This window comes from Rhodococcus sp. 1168 (assembly GCF_002091955.1).
Lineage (GTDB): Bacteria > Actinomycetota > Actinomycetes > Mycobacteriales > Mycobacteriaceae > Rhodococcoides.
This window is the reverse complement of record NZ_MKKY01000091.1, coordinates 360,091-381,159: the sequence shown is the minus strand read 5'-3', so window position 1 is coordinate 381,159 and position 21,069 is coordinate 360,091. Positions and strand designations below refer to the sequence as shown.

Here is a 21,069-nt window from a genome sequence, read left to right as displayed (position 1 = left end):
CGAACTCTCGGACTGAAGGAATGGGTATCGACCATGTCACTGTCGCCTTGGTCGCCGGCTCGACCGAACGGCTACCGAGTCACTGATTGCGTTGAGCAGCAGAGTGACTCGCACAGTTGGTAGCAGACGTTTCCGCTCACCGCGCCGCGCGTGAACGACGGCGCTCAGTTCACAGGCCCCAACGCGTCGGCGAGCATGTGCATCGCCGCTGTGGTGGACAGCGCACGCACGCTTGCGCGGTCGCCGGGGAGCCGGAGTGTGCGGGTGAGGGTCGGTCGGTCTGAGGAGGCGATTGCGAAGCAGACAGTGCCGACCGGTTTGAGGTCGGTGCCGCCCCCCGGTCCCGCTACTCCACTGGTCGATACCGCGATGTCGACGCCGAGTCTGCTTCGTGCGCCCTCCGCCATTTGGGCGGCCACTTCTTCACTGACAGCGCCGTGTTCTTCGATCATCTCGGCGGGGACGTCGAGGAGGCCGGTTTTGGCTTCGTTCGCGTAGGACACGACCGCACCGATGACGTATGCCGAAGATCCCGCGCGATCGGTGAGGCGTGCGGCGATCATGCCACCTGTGCACGATTCTGCGGTGGCAATTCGATGGCTCGCCAACCGGTTCGCCACGATATCGTCGATGGTGGATCCGTCGATCGAGAAGACCTGCGCGCCATGTTGTTCGTCGATGAGACTTGCGAGGTCGGTGTATGCGGTGGCGGCAGGCTCTGCATAGCGGGTCACCATCTCGAGCTCGCCGAGTTGCAGGCAGGTGGTAATCTCGAGATCGCCGAACCCCGTGATCTGGCGCTCCGCTGTCCGAAGCGTTGCAGCGAGGTCGGCTTCGGACAGCCCGTACGCACGAATGGTGTTCTGACGGATTTGTGTGCTTCGTGCCAGGATTTCGGCGACCGGTGCGCTGTCGAGTGCCTCCGGCCACATCGCCTGCAGTTCGCGAGGCGGGCCGGGCAATATCAGGACAGCGGGCAGTGCCCCGGAGTCTCCGGCAGGTATCGCTACACCGGGGGCGGTTCCGGTCGGTGGAATGGAATACGCACCGTGCGGGACCATTGCCTGCTTGCGAATACCTGCCAACAACGGCTCTGAGTCGGTTGCAGAACTCAACCGGCTTCGCCATCGCTGCACGATTGCGTGGATGCGCTGTTCGAGTTCGTCGTCGAGGTGCAATTCGCGGCCGTACAGAGCGGCAACGGTCTCCACGGTGAGATCGTCAGCGGTCGGACCCAAGCCTCCGGTCGTGACGATCAAGTCGACGCGCTGATCCGCGAGAAATTGTAGTTGCGCCGTCAGGTCCTCGGTCCGGTCACCGCAGATCGTGATGTGTGCAACGTCCACTCCCATCTCCAGTAGTCGCTGGGCCACCCACGGGCCGTTCCTGTCGGTGACTCGGCCGGCCAGAACTTCGGTTCCGGTAACCACAACACCCGCTCGCACAGTCATTGTTCGACCATACTGGCGACGACTCGTCGGAACCGCCTCCACGTCACCCGGATCGCGACGCATTCCCGACGGTGATGTGGGCGAGTACGACGTCGTCGAGCGCGGCGTCGTCGACCCGCCACCCAGGTGCCGCCGAGGTCCTCGCAACGAGGGGCCCAGCCCGGTTCCGTCGACGCTTCGAGTCAAGCGCATAGCGCGCACTACGCCTTTCAGCGTTTGCACAGCTACACACGAGCAAAATCGCGGTCAGGAAGATTTGGCTGATCCAGGCGGGTCTACTCAAAGAGGAGCGCAACAATGATCGATACGCGATACGCGATCGGGGTCGCGCTCGCTGCGGCCGTTCTCACCGCCTGCAGCACCAACCCCACACCGACGGTTGGCGGATCAACGGCAGCGGCTCCGACGAGTGAAGTCAACCCCGCCGGAGATATACCCGACAACCAGGCATTTGTGCCCTACACCGCACCGGACGATTCGTTCACGATGAGTATTCCGGAGGGCTGGGCCAAAACTGATACGCCTAAGGGTGTGAAGTTCAGCGACAAATTCAATTCGATCACCATCTCATCCCGCGAAAACGTTGCGGTTGCCCCCAGTGTGGAGTCAGCCCGGTCGACCGAGTTGCCTGCGCTGGCGGCAAATACTCCCGGATACACACCCGGCGATGTCAAGTCGGTGGACCGTAAGTCCGGGTCGGTGATGCTGATCACTTATCAAGACCAGTCGGCGCCGAGTGCGGTGACCGGCAAATCGGTGACCGAGGCTGTCGAGCAGTACGAGTTCTTTGAATCCGGCCGAGATGTTGTGCTCACCTTGGCCGCGCCGGACGGTTCGGACAATGTCGATCCTTGGCGCACGGTCACCGATTCGTTTGCCTGGTTGCCATGAGCGTGGTCGACTCGGACCACAGCAACCCTGTCGAGCCCGTCGGCGAGCAGCCGGCCGCCCTGCAGGCATCGTCGCTGTACCGCTTCTACCGCTCGGGCGACGAGGAGGTCCTCGCGTTGCGAGGAGTCTCGCTGCAGCTTCGGGGCGGTGAACTAGTTGCGGTCGTCGGCCCTTCCGGGTCCGGAAAATCGACCCTGCTCTCGTGTCTGGCGGGTCTCGACGAGCCTGATGGAGGCACAGTGCGGATCGGTGGGCGAAGGGTGAGCCACCAATCCGAACAAGTTCGGGCCCGGCTGCGTGCCCGACACATCGGGCTGCTGTTTCAGAGTGGAAACCTGCTGGCGCACTTGACCGTCAGTGACAATATTCGGCTGGTTCAACAGCTTGTCGGACGCCGAAATCGGATTCCGGTCGCGGAACTGCTGCAGTCGCTGCGGATAGTCGCTCGCGGCAGCGCGTATCCGAGTGAGCTATCGGGCGGCGAACTCTCCCGCGCTGGACTTGCCGTGGCGCTGGCCAACGATCCCGATGTGATCCTGGCCGACGAACCCACCGGTGAACTCGACAGCGACAACGAATCAGCTGTGCTCGAGATCCTCACCGAGTACGCCGAGCGCGGGGCCGCGATCCTCGTAGCCAGCCACAGCCCAGCCGTCGCGGAGACAGCACATCGGCTCATCCGGCTCTCCGACGGACTGGTCACATCGTGAACCCATCGGCTATCGACACAGGATCGCCATTAGTGATGTGCCAGAACCTCACTCGTACGTTCGGTGTTGGCCGCACCGCAAAGAATACGCTCGCCGAAGTTACCTGCACAGTGTGGCCGGCCGCCCGGATCGCGGTGACCGGGCCGTCGGGGTCAGGAAAGTCGACGTTGCTACATGTGATGGCGGGCTTGGAATCGAGCTCGTCCGGCACCGTGACGTGGCCTGGCCTCGACGGTCATCCATTGGCTCGGCCGGGCCGAATCGGTGTGGTTTTCCAGGGCCCGAGTCTGGTCCCCGCACTGACCGTGTCCGAGAACGTTGCGCTTCCGATGCTGCTGGGCGACACCACCCGATCCGACGCGGCCCAACGCTCCAGGGTCGCGTTGGACCGGCTGGGGATCGGCGACCTTGCCACCAGCCTGCCCGAGGAACTCTCCGGTGGGCAGGCTCAACGTGTTGCGGTCGCCCGCGTGCTGGCAGCGGCACCGCGCTTGATATTGGCTGACGAACCGACCGGTCAACTCGATCACCAGACCGCCGCGATGGTGCTCGATGTGATGCTGCAGACCGCCGACGAACTGGGCGCGGCGTTGGTCGTATCCACCCACGACCCGGAAATCGCGAAGCGACTGGCGACCCGATGGACGATGCGCGATGGCACCCTGCTCGACCTCCAGCCGGTATCCGCTAGCGAGCCACGATGATGCTTCGCTGGCTGCGCGGTCTGCTCCGTCGACGTCCCGCCCGCCTGCTCGCTACGGCGTGCGGAGTGGCAGTGGCTGTAGCGCTGCTCGCCAGCCTCGGCTCGTTCCTGAGCAGTGCCCAGGCCACAATGACGGACCGCGCTGTCCGCGGGGTGTCCGTCGACTGGCAGGTCCAGGTGACGCCTGGCGCCGACCCCGCGGCGATAACGCAACTGGTCGACACGAGCCCCGGAGTGCGCGCTGGTGTGCAGGTCGGCTACGCGCAAACGACCGGCCTGACTACGACCACCGGGGCCAGCACTCAAAAAACCGGGCCCGGGGTAGTCCTCGGCTTGCCCACCGACTATCGGAGTCTGTTTCCCGGCGAGATCCGCTCGCTGATCGGAGCCGACACCGGAGTGCTGCTTGCGCAACAGACCGCCGCGAACTTGCACGCCACCCAAGGCGACACGATCGCAATCGGCCGCGTAGGTCTGCCCCCAGCAACCGTCACCATCGCGGGCGTGGTCGATCTCCCCCAGGCGAACTCGCTTTTTCAGAAGATCGGCAGCCCCGCCACCGCGCAACCCGTTGCACCACCGGATAACGTGTTGCTGTTGCCGCAGACCCAGTGGCACCAGGTGTTCGACCCGCTCGCCGAGGCCAGGCCGGATCAGGTCGCCACTCAGGTGCACGTACTGCGGGAACACGAGTTACCGGCAGACCCCGCCAGCGCTTATACGACTGTGACCGGCGCAGCGCACAACCTGCAGGCGCGTAGCGTCGGCGGAGCAGTGGTCGGCGACAACCTCGGTACCGTGCTGGACGCGGCCCGCGCCGATGCGGCATACGCCCGGGTGTTGTTCCTGTTCCTCGGGGTCCCCGGAGCAGTCTTGGCGGCGATGGTCACCGCGACAGTCGCCGCCGCTGGCGCGGGCCGCCGACGCGCTGAGCAAGCGCTTCTGCGCGCCCGCGGAGCGTCAGCCCGACAGCTACTGCGGCTCGCCGCTGCAGAAGCGATCTTCATCGGAGTCGTCGGCTCCGTCGTGGGGTTGTTCGGTGCAACACTGGCCGGGTATCTCGCCTTCGGGGTCACGCGTTTCGGGGCCACCAGTACAACCGCGCTGATCTCCTCGCTCGGCCCTGCCGTGGTTGGGGTTTCTATCGCGGCCGCGACCGTCCTGTTGCCGGCGCGGCGAGATCTTCGTGCAACCACCGTCGCCTCTGGGCGTGCCGTGATCGGCAGGCTTCGGTACCCGACCTGGGCACGGTATGGATTCGACGCGGCCCTGCTCATCGCGGCTGGGCTCGTATTCACCGCGACGAGCGGCCAGGGTTACCAACTCGTCGTCGCACCCGAAGGGGTCTCGACCATTTCGGTGTCCTACTGGGCCTTTGTAGGCCCCGCGCTGCTGTGGAGCGGGGCAGCATTGCTGATTTGGCGACTCGGCGACCTGTTCTTGGGGCCGGGGCGAAGAATTCTCGCCCGTCTGCTTCGCCCGATCGCAGGGCGTCTGGACGAGACAGTGGCAAATGCAATGTCGCGGCGACGGAGACCACTGGTTCGTGCCATCGTGCTGCTCGCCCTTGCTATCGCGTTCGCAGTGTCCACCTCTTCTTTCAATGCCACCTATCGTCAGCAAGCCGAAGTCGACGCGCATCTGACCAACGGTGCGGACGTCACCGTCACAGTTGTCCCTGATAGCAACGCCGTCCCGGTCGACGCTGCGCAACTGGCGGGCGTGGTCGGCGTGCGGACGGTCGAACCAATACAGCACCGTTTCGCCTACGTCGGGACCGACCTTCAGGACCTCTACGGTGTCAACCCAGCCACCATCACCCGCGCGACGGCACTGCAAGACTCGTACTTTCCCGGCAGTACTGCCGTCGATGCGATGGCGACTCTCGCCGCAAAGCCGGACTCCGTCCTTGTTTCCACTGAAACGGTCAAGGACTATCAACTCAACCTCGGTGATCCGCTCACCCTGCGGCTTACCGACGCCATCACCCATCAACCGAAAAACGTTGCCTTCCGCTACGTCGGAGTTGTCAGCGAATTTCCGACCGCACCGAAAGACAGCTTTTTTGTCGCCAATTCCACTTTTATCGCTGCGCAGACCGGCACTGACGCAGTCGGTGCGTTCCTTCTCGACACGGGCGGCCGCGATGTCGGCGCAGTGGCTGCACGCACCAGAGCGCTCGTCGGAACTGGCGCCACCGTCACCGATATCGGCACAATGCGCAACACGGTCGGGTCCAGCCTGACCTCCGTCGATCTTGCCGGACTCACTCGCGTCGAACTCGTGTTCGCGCTTGTCCTCGCCGTGAGTGCGGGGGGACTCGTGTTCGCGCTCGGTTTGGCCGAGCGCCGCCGCACCTTTGCCATCCTGACCGCGTTGGGTGGCTCAGGACGCCATCTGCGCGCGTTCATCCTCGGTGAAGCCGTCATCCTCACCTGTTTGGGACTCCTCGCCGGTGCAGTTACCGGCGCCGCTTTGTCCGTCATGCTGATCGAGGTCCTCACCGGTGTCTTCGACCCACCACCGGCCTCGATTACTGTCCCGTGGATTTATGTGACCGGAGTCGGCGGCCTCAGCATCTTCGCGCTCGCCGTGGTCAGCGCCGCAACCATACGAGGTGCACGTCGTCCGGCGATCACTGTCCTGCGTGAGCTGTGATTGCAACGCGAACACCGATTCGACGCCGGGGATCCACCAGATTGCGACTGGATGCGGACTATCGCCTTCGAGCGGTTGAAACACCGACGAGCAGAACCAGCGCTGCGAGTGCGCCGAAACCTGCGGTGAGGGTCGCGCCGGCCGCGACCCCGGCGACGAGGAGTGGGCCGCCGGCGTCGCCTAGTTCACGGCCTAGCTCAGCGGCACCCATGGTCTGGCCCATGCGTTCTTCGGGAGTCGAGGCGGCGAGCGAGGCGAACGCTATGGGAGTGATGATCCCGGTACCGATTCCGATGGCGATGCCCGCACCGAGGAGGCCGGCCAGTCCGGGAAGCATCGCGGCGGCTAGCCCGAGAGCAGTCAAGCCCAGCCCGGCGGTTATCCCTGCCGTAGCGGAGATCGTGCCACTGTCGAGGGCGCGGCCTGCACGTGGTTGCGTCAGTGCAGCGCACAACGCCAGTACTGACACCGCTGCTCCTGTCTCGATGGACCCCAGGCCGGCGGTGGCGCCGGAGACCGGGAGAAATCCGACTCCGACTGACAGAGCTGCGGTTGCAGCAGCGAGCGCAATGGTGGGCCGCAGGAAATGGGAGTCGCTCAAACGGCGGGCGAGATCAACGACTGTTTGGCGTTGACGAGGAAGCGCAGGCAGTGCCGGCACGACTGCTCGAGCCCAGATCGCGACAACGGCCGCGAGGACGGTGGTCACGGCGAACAGCAGTGCCAGATCGCCTAACCACACTATTGCGCCGCCCAGTAATGGGCCGGCGGTGTAGCCGAGGCTCTTGTAGAAGCCGTAGGTTCCGAAACCTTTTCCGCGCTTGGCTTTCGGGTTCAGGCGCGCTACCAGGGAGCTCGCTGCCGGGGAGAATGCCGACGCCGCTGCACCCTGCCCCAGGCGTGCGAGCCATAACCAGTTCGTGTCGGCGACGAGGACGAACAAGAGTGAGGCTGCGGCGAACCCGATCAAACCGCCGAGGAGAACAGGTTTGGCGCCGACCTTGTCGGCGAGTGTCCCGAAAACCGGCTTGAGGAGCACTTCGGCGCCGTCGTAGAGGGCAAGGAGTAGACCGAGGTACAGAAGAGAGTCGGCGAGGTTGTCGAGGTCGAAGACGAGATTCGCTGCGACGGCATGGGCGCCGAATGCCGTCGTGAAACCTGCCGCGTAGAGGGGCCACATGCGCCAGCGTTCCACGGCGGTCTCATTGTTCATGCATGGTGGTTGTTGTCGATGGATTCGGGATCGTGCAGGGCGGCGATCACGCGTTCGGAGTAGTCCTCGAATCGCTGCCCACATTCTTGCAATTCTTCCGTGGCGCGGTCGGAGTTGTTCGTGCCGAACACATCCCGTGCTTTGAGATCACGATGCCAACGGCGCAATCGGTCGAGGCTCTGATCTTCTTCTTCGAGTTCGGCCAAGGTGAACTTGCGAATCCTGATTTCCTTGTCGAGTTCAGCCTTGTATTTGGCGCAGTCGGAAAGGAATTCGTTCCAGTCATCCTCGCGTGCAGCGGTGAACATCGCCTCGAACCGGGTACCGTCCTCGGTGGTGGCACCGGTCGCGTGAAGGAAGATGATCTCACCTCCGGCCCGTTCGACCAGAGCGGTGGCGCGGTCGATCCCGGCGGAGAATGCGGGCACGTTCGGTACAGCCCAAGTGCCCTGGCCGATCGACAATGCGCCGATTTTACGAAGTTCGCGCCATACCGCCACACGGTGTCGCGATGGTTCGGCCGGAATCTGGGTCAAGACTATTCGCCAGAGGGTAGGAACTTCCTTATCACGCACCCGGACAATGTATCAGCCGTTACATTCGTATGACGCACTCTGGTTACTTGTCGCTCCTTTGTCAACGACCGGCGATCGGTGATGGCAACTGTGAGGTGGCCGAGCACGGTGCGATCGAACTGGTGGTCCCGCGCCACGTCGGTGGGGCCACCGGTTCCAAGCGGTCTCCGTGGGGCGGTCGACTGTGCTCGCATGGGTAGCGCATATTCAGCGCCGACGCCTGCCGCGGAAAGACTCGGAACGCCCCAGACTCAACACGCCCCATAGGTGCCTTCATGTTTCAGTACACGGCTCGATCAGTCGGAGGCCGAACAGTAGTCACCGGCCTCGTCGAGCGCGGCCACAACTTGGCTCCGGCTGATCGAGCACACCCCCCATGGGTATGCGTCATGCAGTTCATGGACTTTTCTACTGTTGGCGCAGAGTGGTGAGCCGTGCGCGGTAGTCATCCTCGTCGATCTCACCACGGGCAAACCGCTCAGCCAGCAACTGCTCAGCGGTGTACAGCACGGGGGGATGCGTCTGCTGGGATCCACGCGCCCCCTGCGATCGGAGTAGCAGGAGGACTCCGGTGATCAGTACACCCCAGAACACCACCATCCCGATGATCATCAACGCGTAACCCCACCCAGTGGGATCGTTGCCATACCAGTACATCATTTCGACTGCTCCTCGGACTGTCGGTGGATCGGCCAGCGGCTGACCTCAATGCCACCGGAGGCCATTTCAGAAGGCGGCAATTTGAGTATCGGTGCACGTCAGCGCGCAAGGATAGGGTCCTTCGTCCTATTCCGCAGAATAATTGGGCACCGGCTGAACTAACTGTTCGGCCAACCGCGTTAATGTGTTCCCGAGAATGCTGGTCGTCATGTCTGCGTCTTCGAACGGACTTATTTTTCGAAGGCCCAGACCGCCGGCGACGATCGTCAGCGGAGTGGCGTTATGTAGATCGTCTGTGCGGGCGAAGCATCAGCGCCATTCGAGGGCATAGCTCGACGGCCTTGCGTGCATTGTCGAGTGACTCCACTGGGACCAGCAGATCGGGAGTGTTCCCCATGGGGTATCCCCATTCGTCGCGCGTCAGGATCTCCGGGAGCAGTTCGGTGCACAGACCTCGCCCGTCGCATCGCGACCAGTGGATGAGCAGTCTGTTGTCGGTTGTTCGGTCGGCCCTCACCGTTGGCTCCGGACGCATGAGGGTGCGGCTTCGCAGTGGCCTGTTCTGTGCAATTCGACGTCGTGAGCAAAGGCTGTCAATGCCGATCTGACGAGGCGTGCGGTTCCGTCGGGGTGGTGGCAAGCTCCTCGGCCCTCGACCAACCCCGCGTACCGACGGATCTCGTTGCAGGTGCGTTCGGCCGCATTGCCGTATGCGAGTTCGTGGAAAGCCTCGGCAAGACGGGGTAGTCCGTTGAAGCACGGGCCGCATTGAAGGGTGCTCTCGCTCGCCAGGTATCGGACGATATCACCCGTTGCGCGCAGACCTCAGGTCTCGACCGAGAGTGCATGCACGACCCCTGCACCGGGGCCCGCTCCCAACGGTGCCAGTGAGGCCCTCGACAGCGAGCGACCGGCGAACTCGTTGCTGTTCAGCCAATTCCCGTGATATCCGCCGATCAGAACTGCGCGTACTCGCCGTAGGTCCGTCCGGCCGATGTCGGCCAGCAGCGTTCCGATCGGGATTCCCATCGAAACTTCGACCACTCCGGGCCGGTTCACGGCACCGGACAACGTCACTAGCATCGTCCCAGGCTCGCCGGCCAGGCCGGACGATCGGAACCAGTCGACTCCGAATCTGGCGATAGTGGCGATGTGTGCCAACGTCTCGACGTTGTGCACGAGCGTCGGTCGACCTTTCAGCCCGGATACCGACGATGATGTCGGTGAGTACTTCGGGACCGGCCGCCGGCCTTCCGCAGCTGCGATCACCGCGGACTTTTCCCCGGATACGAATCCTGCAGTAGACACGACGATGTGGGCGGCGGTTGTGTCCCAGCCGCTCTTTCGACGTTCGAGAACGGCTCGTCGAAGTTGCTCGGCGCGTCCTTCTGGTACGACGAGATAGCTGTCCGTGGCCTCGATAGCGGCACCCGCTATGGACAGCCCGTCCAGGACGAGATGCGGCGAATCGCTAAGCAGCACAGCATCTTTACTGCTCAACGGTTCACCCTCGGAGCCGTTTGCGATCACGACAGCTCGGCGGCCGCGGAGCGAATCCATTTTCCTGCCGGCGGGGAATGCCGCTCCACCACGGCCGGTGAGTCCGGCACTACCCACCGAAGCGATCACCGAGTGGTCGGCGTGGGGGAGTGGCCCGAAGAGTTGGGCGTGACGTTCGAGGTCGAACCGTGCACCCGAGAGGAGGGGTATTGTGCTCGACGCTGCGATCACCGCTGTGCTCCTGCTCTCGTGTGATGAAGTTCGAGAAAGTCGTGGCGTAGCCGGAATGCCACGGTGGCCGCGACAAGTGCCGCGCACAGTGCAGCGATTACAAGGAACCACGTGTGCCCCACGTCGGTTCCGTTCCCGAGGGCATGGGCGAATGCGATCGGCCAGAGTGCATACGAACTCCAATGGACTACCCGGAAGAGCCTGTGTGCCAATCTGTGTCGGAGCATTACCGTGATCATGATCAAAATGACCAGATCCACCGCCAGAGTGCCGAGTCCAAGCCAGAACGGTCGGTATCGACCGAGAAAAGGGACAAGCGAGTCGGTGATGTCGAGCTGCGCGTAGGGGTCGAAAAACAACGACGTGAGGTGAAGCATGATCAACAGTGATCCGAGCAATGAGGTGCTCTTGTGTAGTTCCGCGACGCCGAATCTGGTAAGGGACAACAAAGGGCGACCCGACCGCGTGACGATACCCGAAGCCACAGCGAGAGTGAGTATCACCAACGCCGCGACGCCAGCGCCACGTCCGAACGCCCAGAACGCTTGATCCATCAGTTCTCCTCGGGCGTCGACTCGGTGGGCGGAGCGATACCGACCGGCCACTGCGATGTAAGAATGGTGTTCCGATTGGCATCGATGAGACGGGCAGGAAGCCCGATCCGCTCGAGCCACTCGGTAGCCTGGGGGCCTTTCACGATGCTCGCTGTGCTCGCCGTATTGGCAAGTAGACAACTAGTAGCTGCGACTGTGACTGTGCACCAGTAGGGTTCGATTGGTTGCAGTAGATGCGGGTCGAGAATGTGGTGCATCCTCTGTCCCCCGTGCGCCCACTGCCGTCGCAGGGTGCTCGAAGTCGCTACCCCGACGCCGGATCCGATCGAGATCGTCGTCGACGGCTCATCCTCGCCATCGCGTACTCGAATCTGCCAGCCCCCCCTCGGGGGCGGGTCCGCTGGTCGAGATATCACCGCCGAGAGAGATCAACACACCGCAGCCGAGCGTGGAAGCTACGAGTTCGGCGCAGCGATCAGCAGCGAGTGCCTTGGCGGTCGCTCCCAAGTCAAGTATTACTCCCACGGGCAAATTCAGCATCCCGTCGTGAAGTGACACGCTCGACCAGTTCGCGCGGCGCACGAAGGTAACCGGAGGGTCAGCGGAGTGTGTGTTCGCGGCGCGGTCGGTGGTGCAGAGTAGCCATCGTCGAACGCATTTCTTGCGCTGCCTGACACCACATCCCGTCACTGGAGTGTCGTGGTGAACGCGCATTCCGCTACCGCAATCAGTCGATTCGCCTGGGGGAGGCGCCTGATCGTAAGGCCGGTGCCACCGGTCGTCCCCTGAGATAACCCGCGACGCTCCTCGAGTCGATTGCCTTGCGATACACCCTCAGTGCCGACCGCGTCGCTTCGACAGTGCGGTCGATATCGGCGTCCGTGTGGGCCGCCGATGTCACGAAAGACTGGGCAAGCACCCCGTGGGAAAGAATTTCTTGCAGAAACAGGGTTCGGTATTCCTGGGAGCGCTCGAGGTCGGGGCCACGGGTCACGAAAACCAGGCACGACGGCCTACCCGACACTTGGAAGTACCTGCCCAATTCCAGTTCCTCGGCGGCGGCAGTGACACCGTCGGCGAGCCTTCGGCCGGCGCGCTCCATCCGTCCGATCGGATCCTCGTCGGCATAGGCGCGGACGACAGCGCGGAATGCTGCCAACGCACCGGTTTCGGGACCATGGGTAGTGGACAGTAGGAACACACGATCCTCGTCTGTTCTGAGTCCGCCGAGTTCCATGAACTCCCGCCGCCCCGCGAGAGCCGCTACTGGAAATCCGTTTCCCATTGCTTTTCCCCAGCACGAGAGATCGGGACGGACCCCGTAGACGGACTGCGCACCGTGCTCCGACCACCGGAATCCGGTAATCATCTCATCGAAAATCAACAACGCACCGTGGTTGTCGCAGAGGCGACGAACCCCCTCGAGGAATCCGGGAACTGGTTCGGCTGTGGCCGTTGCCGCCTCGAGCACGACACACGCAACGCGATGCAGGGTCAACACACGAGAGAGGGACTCGAGGTCGTTGAACTGGAATCGGACGGTCGAGTTCACGTGCTCGGTGGGGATCCCAGCATTCATGGGAGTGGTGCCGATGAACCAATCGTCCACGGAGAAGAACGGCTGATCGCAGACCGCAACCACGGTGCGGCCTGTGACGGCGCGTGCAAGTCTCACTGCCGCTGTCGTCGTGTCGGATCCGTTCTTGGCGAACTTGACCATGTCGGCCCCTGGAACGAGTTCGAGGAAGTCTTCGGCTGCCTGCAGCTCCAATTCGGTCGGCCGACTGAAATTGGTGCCGTTGGCAATGGTGGCGGACACCGCATCGACGACAGGTCTGTACCCGTGGCCCAGGGTCACCGATCTCAGACCCATGCCGTATTCGACGAAACTGTTCCCGTCGACGTCCCACACCCGAGCACCGGATCCGCCCACCAGAATCGGAGCCATGTGCTCGGGATACTGATCGGCACCACGGGAATACGTGTGGGCGCCGCCGGGAACCAAGTGGTGTAGACGCGACTGCATCGTGTCGGAGCGATCGAACGATCGAGGTGCGCCCGCGGTGGGATAGGTCATGGCCGAGCTCCAAGCTCGAGGGGTGTTCGTTCCTATTCTGGCACCAGCGATACCGATCCCAGTGGTGAACCGGTGAAGTCCCAGTGGGGAGCATGGTTTCTGGGCTCGAACCGCGGCGGTCGAGCGAGAGCTGCGGTATCTTCGAGTCGAGTCGTCGGAAGTCCAAGGAGCTGTTGCCATGGCGAGTAGCGAGGCTCCTTCGATGACAGTGGACAAGCGCGAGTTCCGCATTCTATTGGAGAACGGTGAGTACTGGCTCGGCAACAAGGGCGACCTAGCGATTCTCGACATCACAATTCGTAGAATCGCGCAGCGGTGGCCTTCTGCACGGATCGGCGTTCTTACCAACAGGCCGTCTCTCCTCAGGGCGTTCGAGCCCGCTGCAGAACCCGTCAGCTATTCGACGGGTGGTGATTGGTCGAGCTGGAATCGACTGGGTCGAGTTCCCGGGTTTTTCGGACCGACGGTGGCTGGGCCCGTCTTGCGTGTTTGTGTCGCCGCGATGACGCGTATCGAGAGATTGGTGCGGACCGCGGTCGCGCCAGTGCGTGCAACGAAGCCCAAAGCGGGTGAGTCGTCCTCGACTACGAAAAACCCCGCCCGAGTGGCGTTGAGCCGCGATGGTGGTCTGCTACCGAATGCGGTGGCCGACGCTTCTTTGGTGATCGCGATCGGCGGCGGTTATCTGGCCGACGTCGACAAGTTTCAGACCATGCGCACCTTGGATCTCCTCGAATACGCAGTAACCCATCGGATCCCTGCGGTGATGTTGGGACAGGGGATAGGTCCGATACGTGACCCCGAACTGATCGAACGAGCGGCTGCGGTGCTACCCAAGGTCGACTTCATCGCGGTTCGCGAGGACCGACGGGGTCCGGACCTCCTACGCTCGCTCGGTGTACGGTCCGAGCGAATCGTGGTGACAGGTGACGACGCAGTCGAACTTGCTTATTGCCTGCGGAGAGAAGAACTCGGGACAGACATCGGCGTGTGCTTGCGAGTTGCGGATTATGCGCCGGTCGGCTCCTCGGTGCAGGACTCAGTGGGACGCATTGCTCGTGGGGTGGCCGCCGAGACAGGCGCCAAGTTGGTGCCCCTCATTGTCTCCGAGCACGACTCGGAAGATCGCCGATCGACTCTTCCCCTCCTTGCCGGTTTCCCTGCGGTGGCACGCCCACTCGGGCGTTTCACCCGGGCCCGCGCACTGGCGCGTGAGGTCGGTAGATGCAGAATAGTCGTCACGGGCGCCTATCACACAGCGGTATTCGCTCTGTCGCAAGGAATTCCCGTGGTTGCGCTGTCGACTTCGCAGTATTACGACGACAAGTTCGGTGGTTTGGGTTCGATGTTCGACAGCGGGATCGACGTCGTGAGGCTCGACCGGGACGACGTCGCCGATCGATTGCCTCTGGCAATGCGCAATGCCTGGGACACTGCTTCCGAGACGAGGTCGGTGTTGCTCGCTCGTGCCCTCGAACAAATCGACGCGAGCCGTCTTGCATTCGCCCGTGCTGCCGAGTTGGTCGAGCACGAGGCTACTGTGTCGAGGCAAACGAACCCCCGCCCGATCGAACCGCCCACATTTCCGAAGTGATCGCATATAGGTCGTGATCCTTGCGCTGCCCGCCGACATCGAGGTAGCTCACCATCGTGCCCTCGCGGCGAAACCCGAACTGCTTCGCGCTGTGCTCCGCACGCCGATTGTCGACACACACGGGCGCGGTGACTCTGCGCAGTCCGAGGGTATTGAACACGTAGTCGAAGAGCAGGTTGCCGGCGGTGGTGGCGATGCCCAAATTTCTGCACTCCGAGTCGAGCCAGATCCCCATCTCGGCATTCTTTGCACACCTGTCGATGTGATCGAGGTTCAGTTGGCCGACGAATCTACCGTCGACTTCGATGACCAGAGGAAGGGCGCGACCTGCACGAGCCTCTTTGCGCATATACAGCAAGTCGTCCACCCATGCGCCCTCTGTATGGCGTTCCGCCCAGGGGCGAGTCGATGACACCCAGAATGGCTCTATCGACTGCTGATCGCGCAATCGGAGAAACCGCCATGCCGAAGCGTCCGCCAGTCGCGGGGACCGAAGAATCAGCCGATGGCCCGGCAGAGTGAGCGGACCGAGTCGAAAGTTCGGTCCGCGGCCCCCACGAGACTCGGCCCAATGCCTGATCGGCCGCGAATAGAACTTGCAGACGGCGCCGAGCACAACCAGTGGACGGTAGCGCTTCATACTCTCACCTCTGGCCGCAAGGGTCGGAATGCGCAGGTGGTGCTGCACCTCGGACAGCGAGTGCAGTCATATATCGACACCGAACTCGAAGCCCGATGCCACCCGCAACGGGAACATAGTCTACCCAGCGGGGAAGGCGTGCGGGTAACGTTCTCCGTGATGGTCGGGAACGACAATCGAGAGGGATGGGCGGCGTGTTTCTGACTGTCGGTCCATGCACACGGTGTACAAGATCGTGGCGGAGGGAAACGTCACTCATCTGCTGCCGCACCGGCGTTTTCGGTGCGCGACGATGACGCCGCGTATCGCGTTGGTTCACGAACGATTCACTGAAGTGGCCGGTTCGGAGAAGGTTGTCGAACAATTATCGAAACAATGGCCGCAAGCCCGCGTACACGTTCCGATCGTGCGCGCTTGCGGAATCCCCTCGGGACTGCGAACGACGCCGGAAACCGCGCTTCTCAACCGGTTGTACCGTTGCTGTGGTGAGCGCTCGTACGCTCCCTTGATGCCCTTGATGCCAAGCTACTTTCGGCGGATCGACTTCGGCGACGCGGAAGTGGTGATCATCAGCCATCATGCCTTCGCCACCCAAGCAGCCTTCGCGACTTCGGCTTCCACCATTGCGTATGTTCACAGCCCCGCACGTTGGGCATGGAACGCGTCACTACGTCGAGGAGAAGCCGGCGGAAGGGTGGGTGCAGCGGCCCTGACAATGCTGGCTTCATCTGCCCGTCGAGCTGAGATCGCTGCCGCCCCGAGGCTGAGTCGCTTGGTGGCGAATTCGACTATGGTCAAGCAGCGCATCGAGCAGTGTTGGAATCGTGAAGCGGCCGTGGTGCACCCGCCCGTGGACACCGAGGCATTCACACCCGACCTGGATATCGTGCGGAAAGACTTCTTCTTGCTCGCCGGAAGATTGGTGCCGTACAAGCGGCCGGATGTGGCGATTCTGGCAGCGAACGCCGCAAAAACGCGTCTGGTGGTTGCCGGTGGTGGCCGTAGCCTCGACTATTGCCGAAGTATTGCGGGTCCGACGGTTACCTTCCTCGGCCGCGTGACGCATACGCAGTTGTTGAGCTTGCATCGTCGGACCCGCGCGCTTCTCATGCCGGGTGTCGAGGATTTCGGAATAGTGCCCGTGGAAGCAATGGCCTGCGGCACACCGGTTATCGCGCTCGGTAGCGGGGGCGTTCTCGATAGTGTGGTTCCGGGCGTTACAGGCCAATTCGTTCGAGGTGCATCCGACCGCGAGCTGGTCGCGGAGTTCGCGTCGGCGATGCTGGGGTTCGACGGTTCGAACTACGACGAATCCGTCATTCGTGCACACGCCGAACAGTTTTCGCATCAAGCCTTTCGGCGGAAGATGCAAGCGGTCGTCGATGAGGTGTCCGGAACCTGACTCAACCGGACGGTCGTTGCTCGCCCAGGGGAGAGGTCTCGAGGCTGCCATCGGTCGATACCGATATTCGCCAGTATTTGTTTGCCGAGTCTTTGAGGATCACGCCACTGTCGGGCCGTTCGCTGAGCCAGGCCCCGTTCGCCAGAACTGCCGAAAGCACCCTGCCCTCCGAGTCCTGGGCCTGCAATAGGTCCGCGTTGTCCGACCCTGCGACTGTGGACACGGTTCCAACGAATGTGGCTCCGCTGATTCGACCCCGACCGGTTACATTCCAACCTTTGGGAAACGATGTTGGATCGACGTCCGATGAGGTGCTGGAGAGCAGATTCACCGCCGTGCCCTCTGGGCACCCTCTGGGATCGATTCGCAATTCGACTGCTGGACTGTCGGTATCGGAATCGAATTGGATGTTGGCGAGATACGGTTGTCGACAATAGACAAAGTCCACGCAGACCGTGATGGCCGCAATCTTGCAATTGACCAAGCCGAATTGCGCTGGTCCACCGCGATCGAGATCGCCGACCGACATTGCGACGTCGGCGCCCTCGAACCACACATTGGTGAACCACCAATCATTCGCCGCGCCGTCGATGAGCACATGTTTGTCGGTGGTGTTCGGATCGGTGTCGGAGACGAATTCGACGTTGACCATCGATAATCCCGCATTATGGTCATTCCCTGTTCCCAGCACACCGATGTAGTTGCTCGCGAACTTCGAAGACGTAACGTAGTTCTGAATGCAACTGGTTGTGAGTCCGTAGCCGAAGTTGCCGATGTCGCAGTTGATAAATGCTGTGCCGCCGGTGTTCTCGTCGAGAATCACCCCACGCTGTTCGGCGAACTCAGGGTAATTCTCACTGACGTGGCCACCGCGCAGTACGACAGAATCGAACGAGCATCTGAAACACCCGGACAAGGACACCGCTGCACCATTCGTTCCTGTCACATAGATGTCGAGGCGCGCAAAGCTCACTCGGTGTACGCCACGGAGATTGATCAGTGGGCGGTCGCCGTCGTATTCGATCGTAGTTGCATCACGACCGTCGCCGAGTACCGTTGCGTAGTCGGAGAGTTGGGGCCATTCCGTGACGCGATAGGTGCCAGCGGGTATGTACAAGACCAGGGGGCCGGCGCTACCGGCGCATGCCCGTGCAATCGCCGCTGTGTCATCAGCTATTCCGTCGCCTACAGCTCCGAAGTCTCGGACGTTGCGCGCAGAGGGCGCATCCGTAACGTTCGGCGATTCGAACTCGTTGCCGGAATTTCCGTTCCCGGGACTTCCGGTAGGCGATGCACACGCTGCTGCGAGAGGTAGAGCTGCTGCGGCACCCAGTGAAGCCGCTAGCAGTCGTCGGCGCGACACGTGATCGTCGTTCACCGGTTCGCCGGTTCGCCAGGACTGCAGGGGGCAGGTTCTCGGTCGTAGGTCACGACCGAGTCAGCGTTGATGTCGGCGATCACATGCGCTGCTCGGTGCCTCGATTCCGATCGATGAAAGACCTTGCTGAACGACCGCGAAGGCCTCCTCGAGACCGCGACGACGCCGATCAGCCCGGAACCGCCCTGCTCGAACGTCGACAGGGCCCCCAGCACCTCGGGCGACGTCGTGTTCCCGAGCTCCACCACGGCAACTGTCGCGTCGCAGAAGGCGGATACCGAGAGAGCCCCTGCCGCAGTCGCTATCGGAGCGGTGTCGATGATGACGTGATCGAACTTGGCTCGGAGGATGCCTAAGATTTCAGCAAACCGGTCGGATGCCAGCAGATCGCAGGTTTGTTCATCGACCGAGCCGAGGCACAGCACACTGATTCCGGGTATCGAGTAGGTCGATAGCGCCTCGATCGGCGGCAACGTCGTGCGAAGCAATTCAGCCAGGCCCGGATCCGCCTCCAAGCCCGAATATTTGGAGATTCCGTGACCGGAGGTGTCGGCATCGATGACCACGACCTGTCTGCCTGCATCGGCGAATGACTTCGACAGGTCCACCGTAATGTCCGGTTGTGAACGCGCCGAGAGACTCGTCAGCATCGTGGTCGTCCCTCGGATGCCACCCATCGCTCGCGACAACCGAGCGCGTAGTCGACGCACCTCGCCGTTCGCCCCGGGTTCACCCACGTCGACGATGGCGAGAACAGGAACCGTCACAACGTCCTCGAGCTGGTTCGATGTACGGAGTCTGCGGTCGGTACGGTCTCGGACAAGCGCAGCCACGCAACCCAATGCGAGCCCGGCGAGAAGGCCGAGCGCCAGGAGGCGTGTGGTGCTCGGGCCGGTGGCCGTCGTCGGAACGGCTGCGGGATCGACTACGGAAACCCTCGCGGCAGGTGCTGCGTCCGCTTGTATCGTCTCCAGTTGACCGACCAGAGTCCTCAGCTCGGCCACGACCGCGTCGGTCAGCATCTTGGCGCCCTCGGCGGACGAGTCGGTGACGGTGATGTCGAGAAGTGCTGTTGCGGGCGGAAAGGAGGCGTGTATCTTGCTCTGCAACTCGCCGACGGTGAGCGGCAACGACAGTGCATCGATGACTCGTTGGGCGACATTGGAACTGTTGACCAGGTTTACATACGACGTGACGCGTTGCTGCGCCGCGAGTCCGCCTTGGTAGACATCGTTCACCGAAGTTCCGGTCGCCATCGTCACGTATAGACGACTCGACGACTGATATGTGGTCGGCTGGGAAGCGCTGTAGCCGAGGATAGCGAGTGGGCAAAGTAGCGTGCACGCCACGATGATCATCCAACGCCTGCGGGCTATGTGCCAAAAGTCGATCAATCGCATCGCTTACTCCTTCTCTCGCGCCGCATCGAGGAGCTGTGTGCCCAGATACGACGATTGATTATTCGAAGATTGCCCAGGTCGCCTTCGAACTTCCCCGACAGCTAGATAGATGATCCAGATCAACACCGCTGCTTGAACCGACTTCCCGATCAGTTCCGCGCTCCCGAGAATCCCACGTTCGAAGAAGACCGGAACCTCGATCATCAACAGACCAATAGAGATGAGAAATATGTGTCGGGTGCGCAGCGCCCATACGCAACTCAGCACCAACACGAACGTGAAAACCGCGCCCACAGCCACCCCCGGGTACCCGCCGAGGACGAAACCCTCGTTGATGTTTCCCTCGGCGAGCGAGACCGATACTTTCGACATATCGACGGACGCGCCACGAACCTCGTTCGCCCACGCGGTCCCCGCATGAAACTTGGTCCCCCCGACCAACTGTTCGGGCACGAAACTGAAGATCACATGGTGGGCGACTTCTGTCATCGTGAGCCATGGACGGCCCCCCATGTAGTAGCTGTCCGTCGCGGCCTCCAAGAGGTCGAACCGTCGCAGAATGCTCAGAAATGGCTGCAGGATCTGTGGATAGCTTGCATCCAGCACCGCGGATTGTGATTTCGCCAGATCGGATGCTTTGAAGGATTGGAGCCACCCGAATGCAGCGATTCCCAAAACCGAAATCGCCGCGATTGCACCAATCTTGACCCTCGTCCACCCGGTAAGCGCAAAACGAACTGCGATCGCCAAGGCGGCGCCCATGATCGGTGTCTTCGATTCGACTGCGACCGTCCAGAGCAGCTCAATGATCGTCAGGCATCCAATAACTGCGAAAGTGACCCGGGGATTGTCGAGGCGAAGGAAGACGATGAGCCCCAGGGTTCCGATGACCGCCATCAGTGTGATGAAACTGAGGATGGGGTTGGAGCTTTGCGTCTGACCGGCTGTGGCACTGGAACCGGTTGCGTACAGGAGCGCGCGTCCAAACATCCCAATTCCGAAAGCAGTCCAGAGGGTAGGGATCAAATTGCCATCCGCGATCGATCGCGGCTGAATGACTGTGTTCCGGTTGCCGTCTGCCCGCCGTCGAATCCAGATCGTGTATCCGATTACGACGATTGCGTGGGTCCACAATCCGAACACCACCGGTTGAAGGATCAACGAGATCCCGCGGTCGTACCCGATGGTGGACAACCGCGGGTCGGCCACGCTGTCGCCATAGGTAGGTTGGGGTTGCACCCACAGGAGAACGATGGGCCGCACCACGTAGGACAAGCTCCAATACGCAGCTTGAGCGATGAGAAAGACACGGACGATTCCTTTGATCCGCATCGCGGCCACCGTGATCGTCGTCAGCGCTCCGACGACGAGTAGAACCTCGTATACGGCGTCGTTCATCGCTGGGGCTCCGATTCGCTGGCGCTGTCGGAGT

General features: G+C 62.3%; 20 protein-coding genes and 1 pseudogene. 6 read left to right on the top strand and 15 right to left on the bottom strand.

The features are described 5' to 3' along the window. Positions 1-164 precede the first annotated feature (164 nt). On the bottom strand, positions 165-1,451 hold the full coding sequence (locus BJI47_RS22660) for a competence/damage-inducible protein A (RefSeq protein WP_088945925.1): 1,287 nt from the start codon (positions 1,449-1,451) through the stop codon (positions 165-167). 297 nt (positions 1,452-1,748) lie between these two features. Here BJI47_RS22660 and BJI47_RS22655 point away from each other — a divergent pair, with 297 nt between their 5' ends. From BJI47_RS22655 to BJI47_RS22640, 4 genes are read left to right on the top strand one after another with little or no spacing between them, the layout of a single operon-like run. Continuing rightward, positions 1,749-2,342 carry a hypothetical protein gene (locus tag BJI47_RS22655; protein ID WP_088945797.1) on the top strand — a complete coding sequence of 198 codons (594 nt, stop codon included), beginning with the start codon at positions 1,749-1,751 and terminating at the stop codon, positions 2,340-2,342. Then, positions 2,339-3,052 (top strand): ABC transporter ATP-binding protein, encoded by a 714-nt coding sequence (locus BJI47_RS22650; protein WP_088945796.1) that lies wholly within the window; start codon positions 2,339-2,341, stop codon positions 3,050-3,052. The genes BJI47_RS22655 and BJI47_RS22650 overlap by 4 nt, the downstream gene beginning before the upstream one ends. A 35-nt stretch (positions 3,053-3,087) precedes the next feature. Further along, the gene (locus BJI47_RS22645) at positions 3,088-3,756 is read left to right on the top strand and encodes an ABC transporter ATP-binding protein (RefSeq protein WP_088945795.1); all 669 of its coding nucleotides are present in this window, start codon (positions 3,088-3,090) and stop codon (positions 3,754-3,756) included. Further along, positions 3,753-6,413 carry an ABC transporter permease gene (locus tag BJI47_RS22640; RefSeq protein ID WP_088945794.1) on the top strand — a complete coding sequence of 887 codons (2,661 nt, stop codon included), beginning with the start codon at positions 3,753-3,755 and terminating at the stop codon, positions 6,411-6,413. The genes BJI47_RS22645 and BJI47_RS22640 overlap by 4 nt, the downstream gene beginning before the upstream one ends. A gap of 58 nt (positions 6,414-6,471) precedes the next feature. Here the strand turns inward: BJI47_RS22640 and BJI47_RS22635 are convergent, their stop codons facing one another. The 10 genes and pseudogenes from BJI47_RS22635 to BJI47_RS22600 form a co-directional block, all read right to left on the bottom strand. After that, complete coding sequence (locus BJI47_RS22635; RefSeq protein ID WP_254900754.1) at positions 6,472-7,626, bottom strand: MFS transporter; 1,155 nt, start codon at positions 7,624-7,626, stop codon at positions 6,472-6,474. Further along, the gene (locus BJI47_RS22630; protein WP_254900753.1) at positions 7,623-8,126 is read right to left on the bottom strand and encodes a Chromate resistance protein ChrB; all 504 of its coding nucleotides are present in this window, start codon (positions 8,124-8,126) and stop codon (positions 7,623-7,625) included. The genes BJI47_RS22635 and BJI47_RS22630 overlap by 4 nt, the downstream gene beginning before the upstream one ends. 483 nt (positions 8,127-8,609) lie before the next feature. Then, positions 8,610-8,861, bottom strand: a complete 252-nt coding sequence (locus BJI47_RS22625) for an SHOCT domain-containing protein (protein ID WP_088945792.1) — start codon at positions 8,859-8,861, stop codon at positions 8,610-8,612. Between the two features lie 280 nt (positions 8,862-9,141). After that, complete coding sequence (locus BJI47_RS22620; protein WP_088945791.1) at positions 9,142-9,396, bottom strand: ferredoxin; 255 nt, start codon at positions 9,394-9,396, stop codon at positions 9,142-9,144. Further along, a complete protein-coding gene (locus BJI47_RS24855) occupies positions 9,375-9,665 on the bottom strand; it encodes an NADH-ubiquinone oxidoreductase-F iron-sulfur binding region domain-containing protein (RefSeq protein WP_254900772.1) in 291 nt (96 codons plus the stop codon). The genes BJI47_RS22620 and BJI47_RS24855 overlap by 22 nt, the downstream gene beginning before the upstream one ends. A 21-nt stretch (positions 9,666-9,686) precedes the next feature. After that, positions 9,687-10,592: an NADH-quinone oxidoreductase subunit F gene (locus BJI47_RS22615; RefSeq protein WP_254900752.1), complete on the bottom strand. Its 906-nt coding sequence runs from the start codon at positions 10,590-10,592 to the stop codon at positions 9,687-9,689. Next, complete coding sequence (locus BJI47_RS22610; protein ID WP_088945790.1) at positions 10,589-11,146, bottom strand: ferric reductase-like transmembrane domain-containing protein; 558 nt, start codon at positions 11,144-11,146, stop codon at positions 10,589-10,591. The genes BJI47_RS22615 and BJI47_RS22610 overlap by 4 nt, the downstream gene beginning before the upstream one ends. Further along, entirely contained in the window at positions 11,146-11,289 is a 144-nt protein-coding gene (locus tag BJI47_RS24850; protein WP_254900775.1) for a hypothetical protein, read from the bottom strand. Before BJI47_RS24850 ends, BJI47_RS22610 begins: the two co-directional genes overlap by 1 nt. A 24-nt stretch (positions 11,290-11,313) precedes the next feature. After that, a pseudogene (locus BJI47_RS24845) lies at positions 11,314-11,686 on the bottom strand (FAD:protein FMN transferase); the annotation flags it as partial. A 187-nt stretch (positions 11,687-11,873) separates the two neighbouring features. Beyond that, positions 11,874-13,223, bottom strand: coding sequence for a glutamate-1-semialdehyde 2,1-aminomutase (locus BJI47_RS22600; RefSeq protein WP_088945789.1), 1,350 nt, complete (start codon positions 13,221-13,223; stop codon positions 11,874-11,876). Between the two features lie 178 nt (positions 13,224-13,401). Here BJI47_RS22600 and BJI47_RS22595 point away from each other — a divergent pair, with 178 nt between their 5' ends. Beyond that, positions 13,402-14,817, top strand: coding sequence for a polysaccharide pyruvyl transferase family protein (locus BJI47_RS22595; RefSeq protein WP_088945788.1), 1,416 nt, complete (start codon positions 13,402-13,404; stop codon positions 14,815-14,817). Here BJI47_RS22595 and BJI47_RS22590 read toward each other — a convergent pair. Next, positions 14,759-15,457 (bottom strand): GNAT family N-acetyltransferase, encoded by a 699-nt coding sequence (locus BJI47_RS22590; RefSeq protein ID WP_088945923.1) that lies wholly within the window; start codon positions 15,455-15,457, stop codon positions 14,759-14,761. The genes BJI47_RS22595 and BJI47_RS22590 overlap by 59 nt on opposite strands. A gap of 292 nt (positions 15,458-15,749) precedes the next feature. Here BJI47_RS22590 and BJI47_RS22585 point away from each other — a divergent pair, with 292 nt between their 5' ends. After that, positions 15,750-16,859, top strand: coding sequence for a glycosyltransferase (locus tag BJI47_RS22585; RefSeq protein ID WP_088945922.1), 1,110 nt, complete (start codon positions 15,750-15,752; stop codon positions 16,857-16,859). A gap of 1 nt (position 16,860) precedes the next feature. Here BJI47_RS22585 and BJI47_RS22580 read toward each other — a convergent pair whose 3' ends face one another. Genes BJI47_RS22580 through BJI47_RS22570 form a run of 3 tightly spaced genes read right to left on the bottom strand, consistent with a single transcriptional unit; the run spans position 16,861 to position 21,035 of the window. Then, a complete protein-coding gene (locus BJI47_RS22580) occupies positions 16,861-18,237 on the bottom strand; it encodes a glycosyl hydrolase family 28-related protein (RefSeq protein WP_088945787.1) in 1,377 nt (458 codons plus the stop codon). Then, on the bottom strand, positions 18,234-19,637 hold the full coding sequence (locus tag BJI47_RS22575; RefSeq protein WP_088945786.1) for a polysaccharide biosynthesis tyrosine autokinase: 1,404 nt from the start codon (positions 19,635-19,637) through the stop codon (positions 18,234-18,236). Before BJI47_RS22575 ends, BJI47_RS22580 begins: the two co-directional genes overlap by 4 nt. Before the next feature lie 3 nt (positions 19,638-19,640). Then, positions 19,641-21,035 (bottom strand): hypothetical protein, encoded by a 1,395-nt coding sequence (locus tag BJI47_RS22570; protein WP_254900751.1) that lies wholly within the window; start codon positions 21,033-21,035, stop codon positions 19,641-19,643. Positions 21,036-21,069 lie beyond the last annotated feature (34 nt).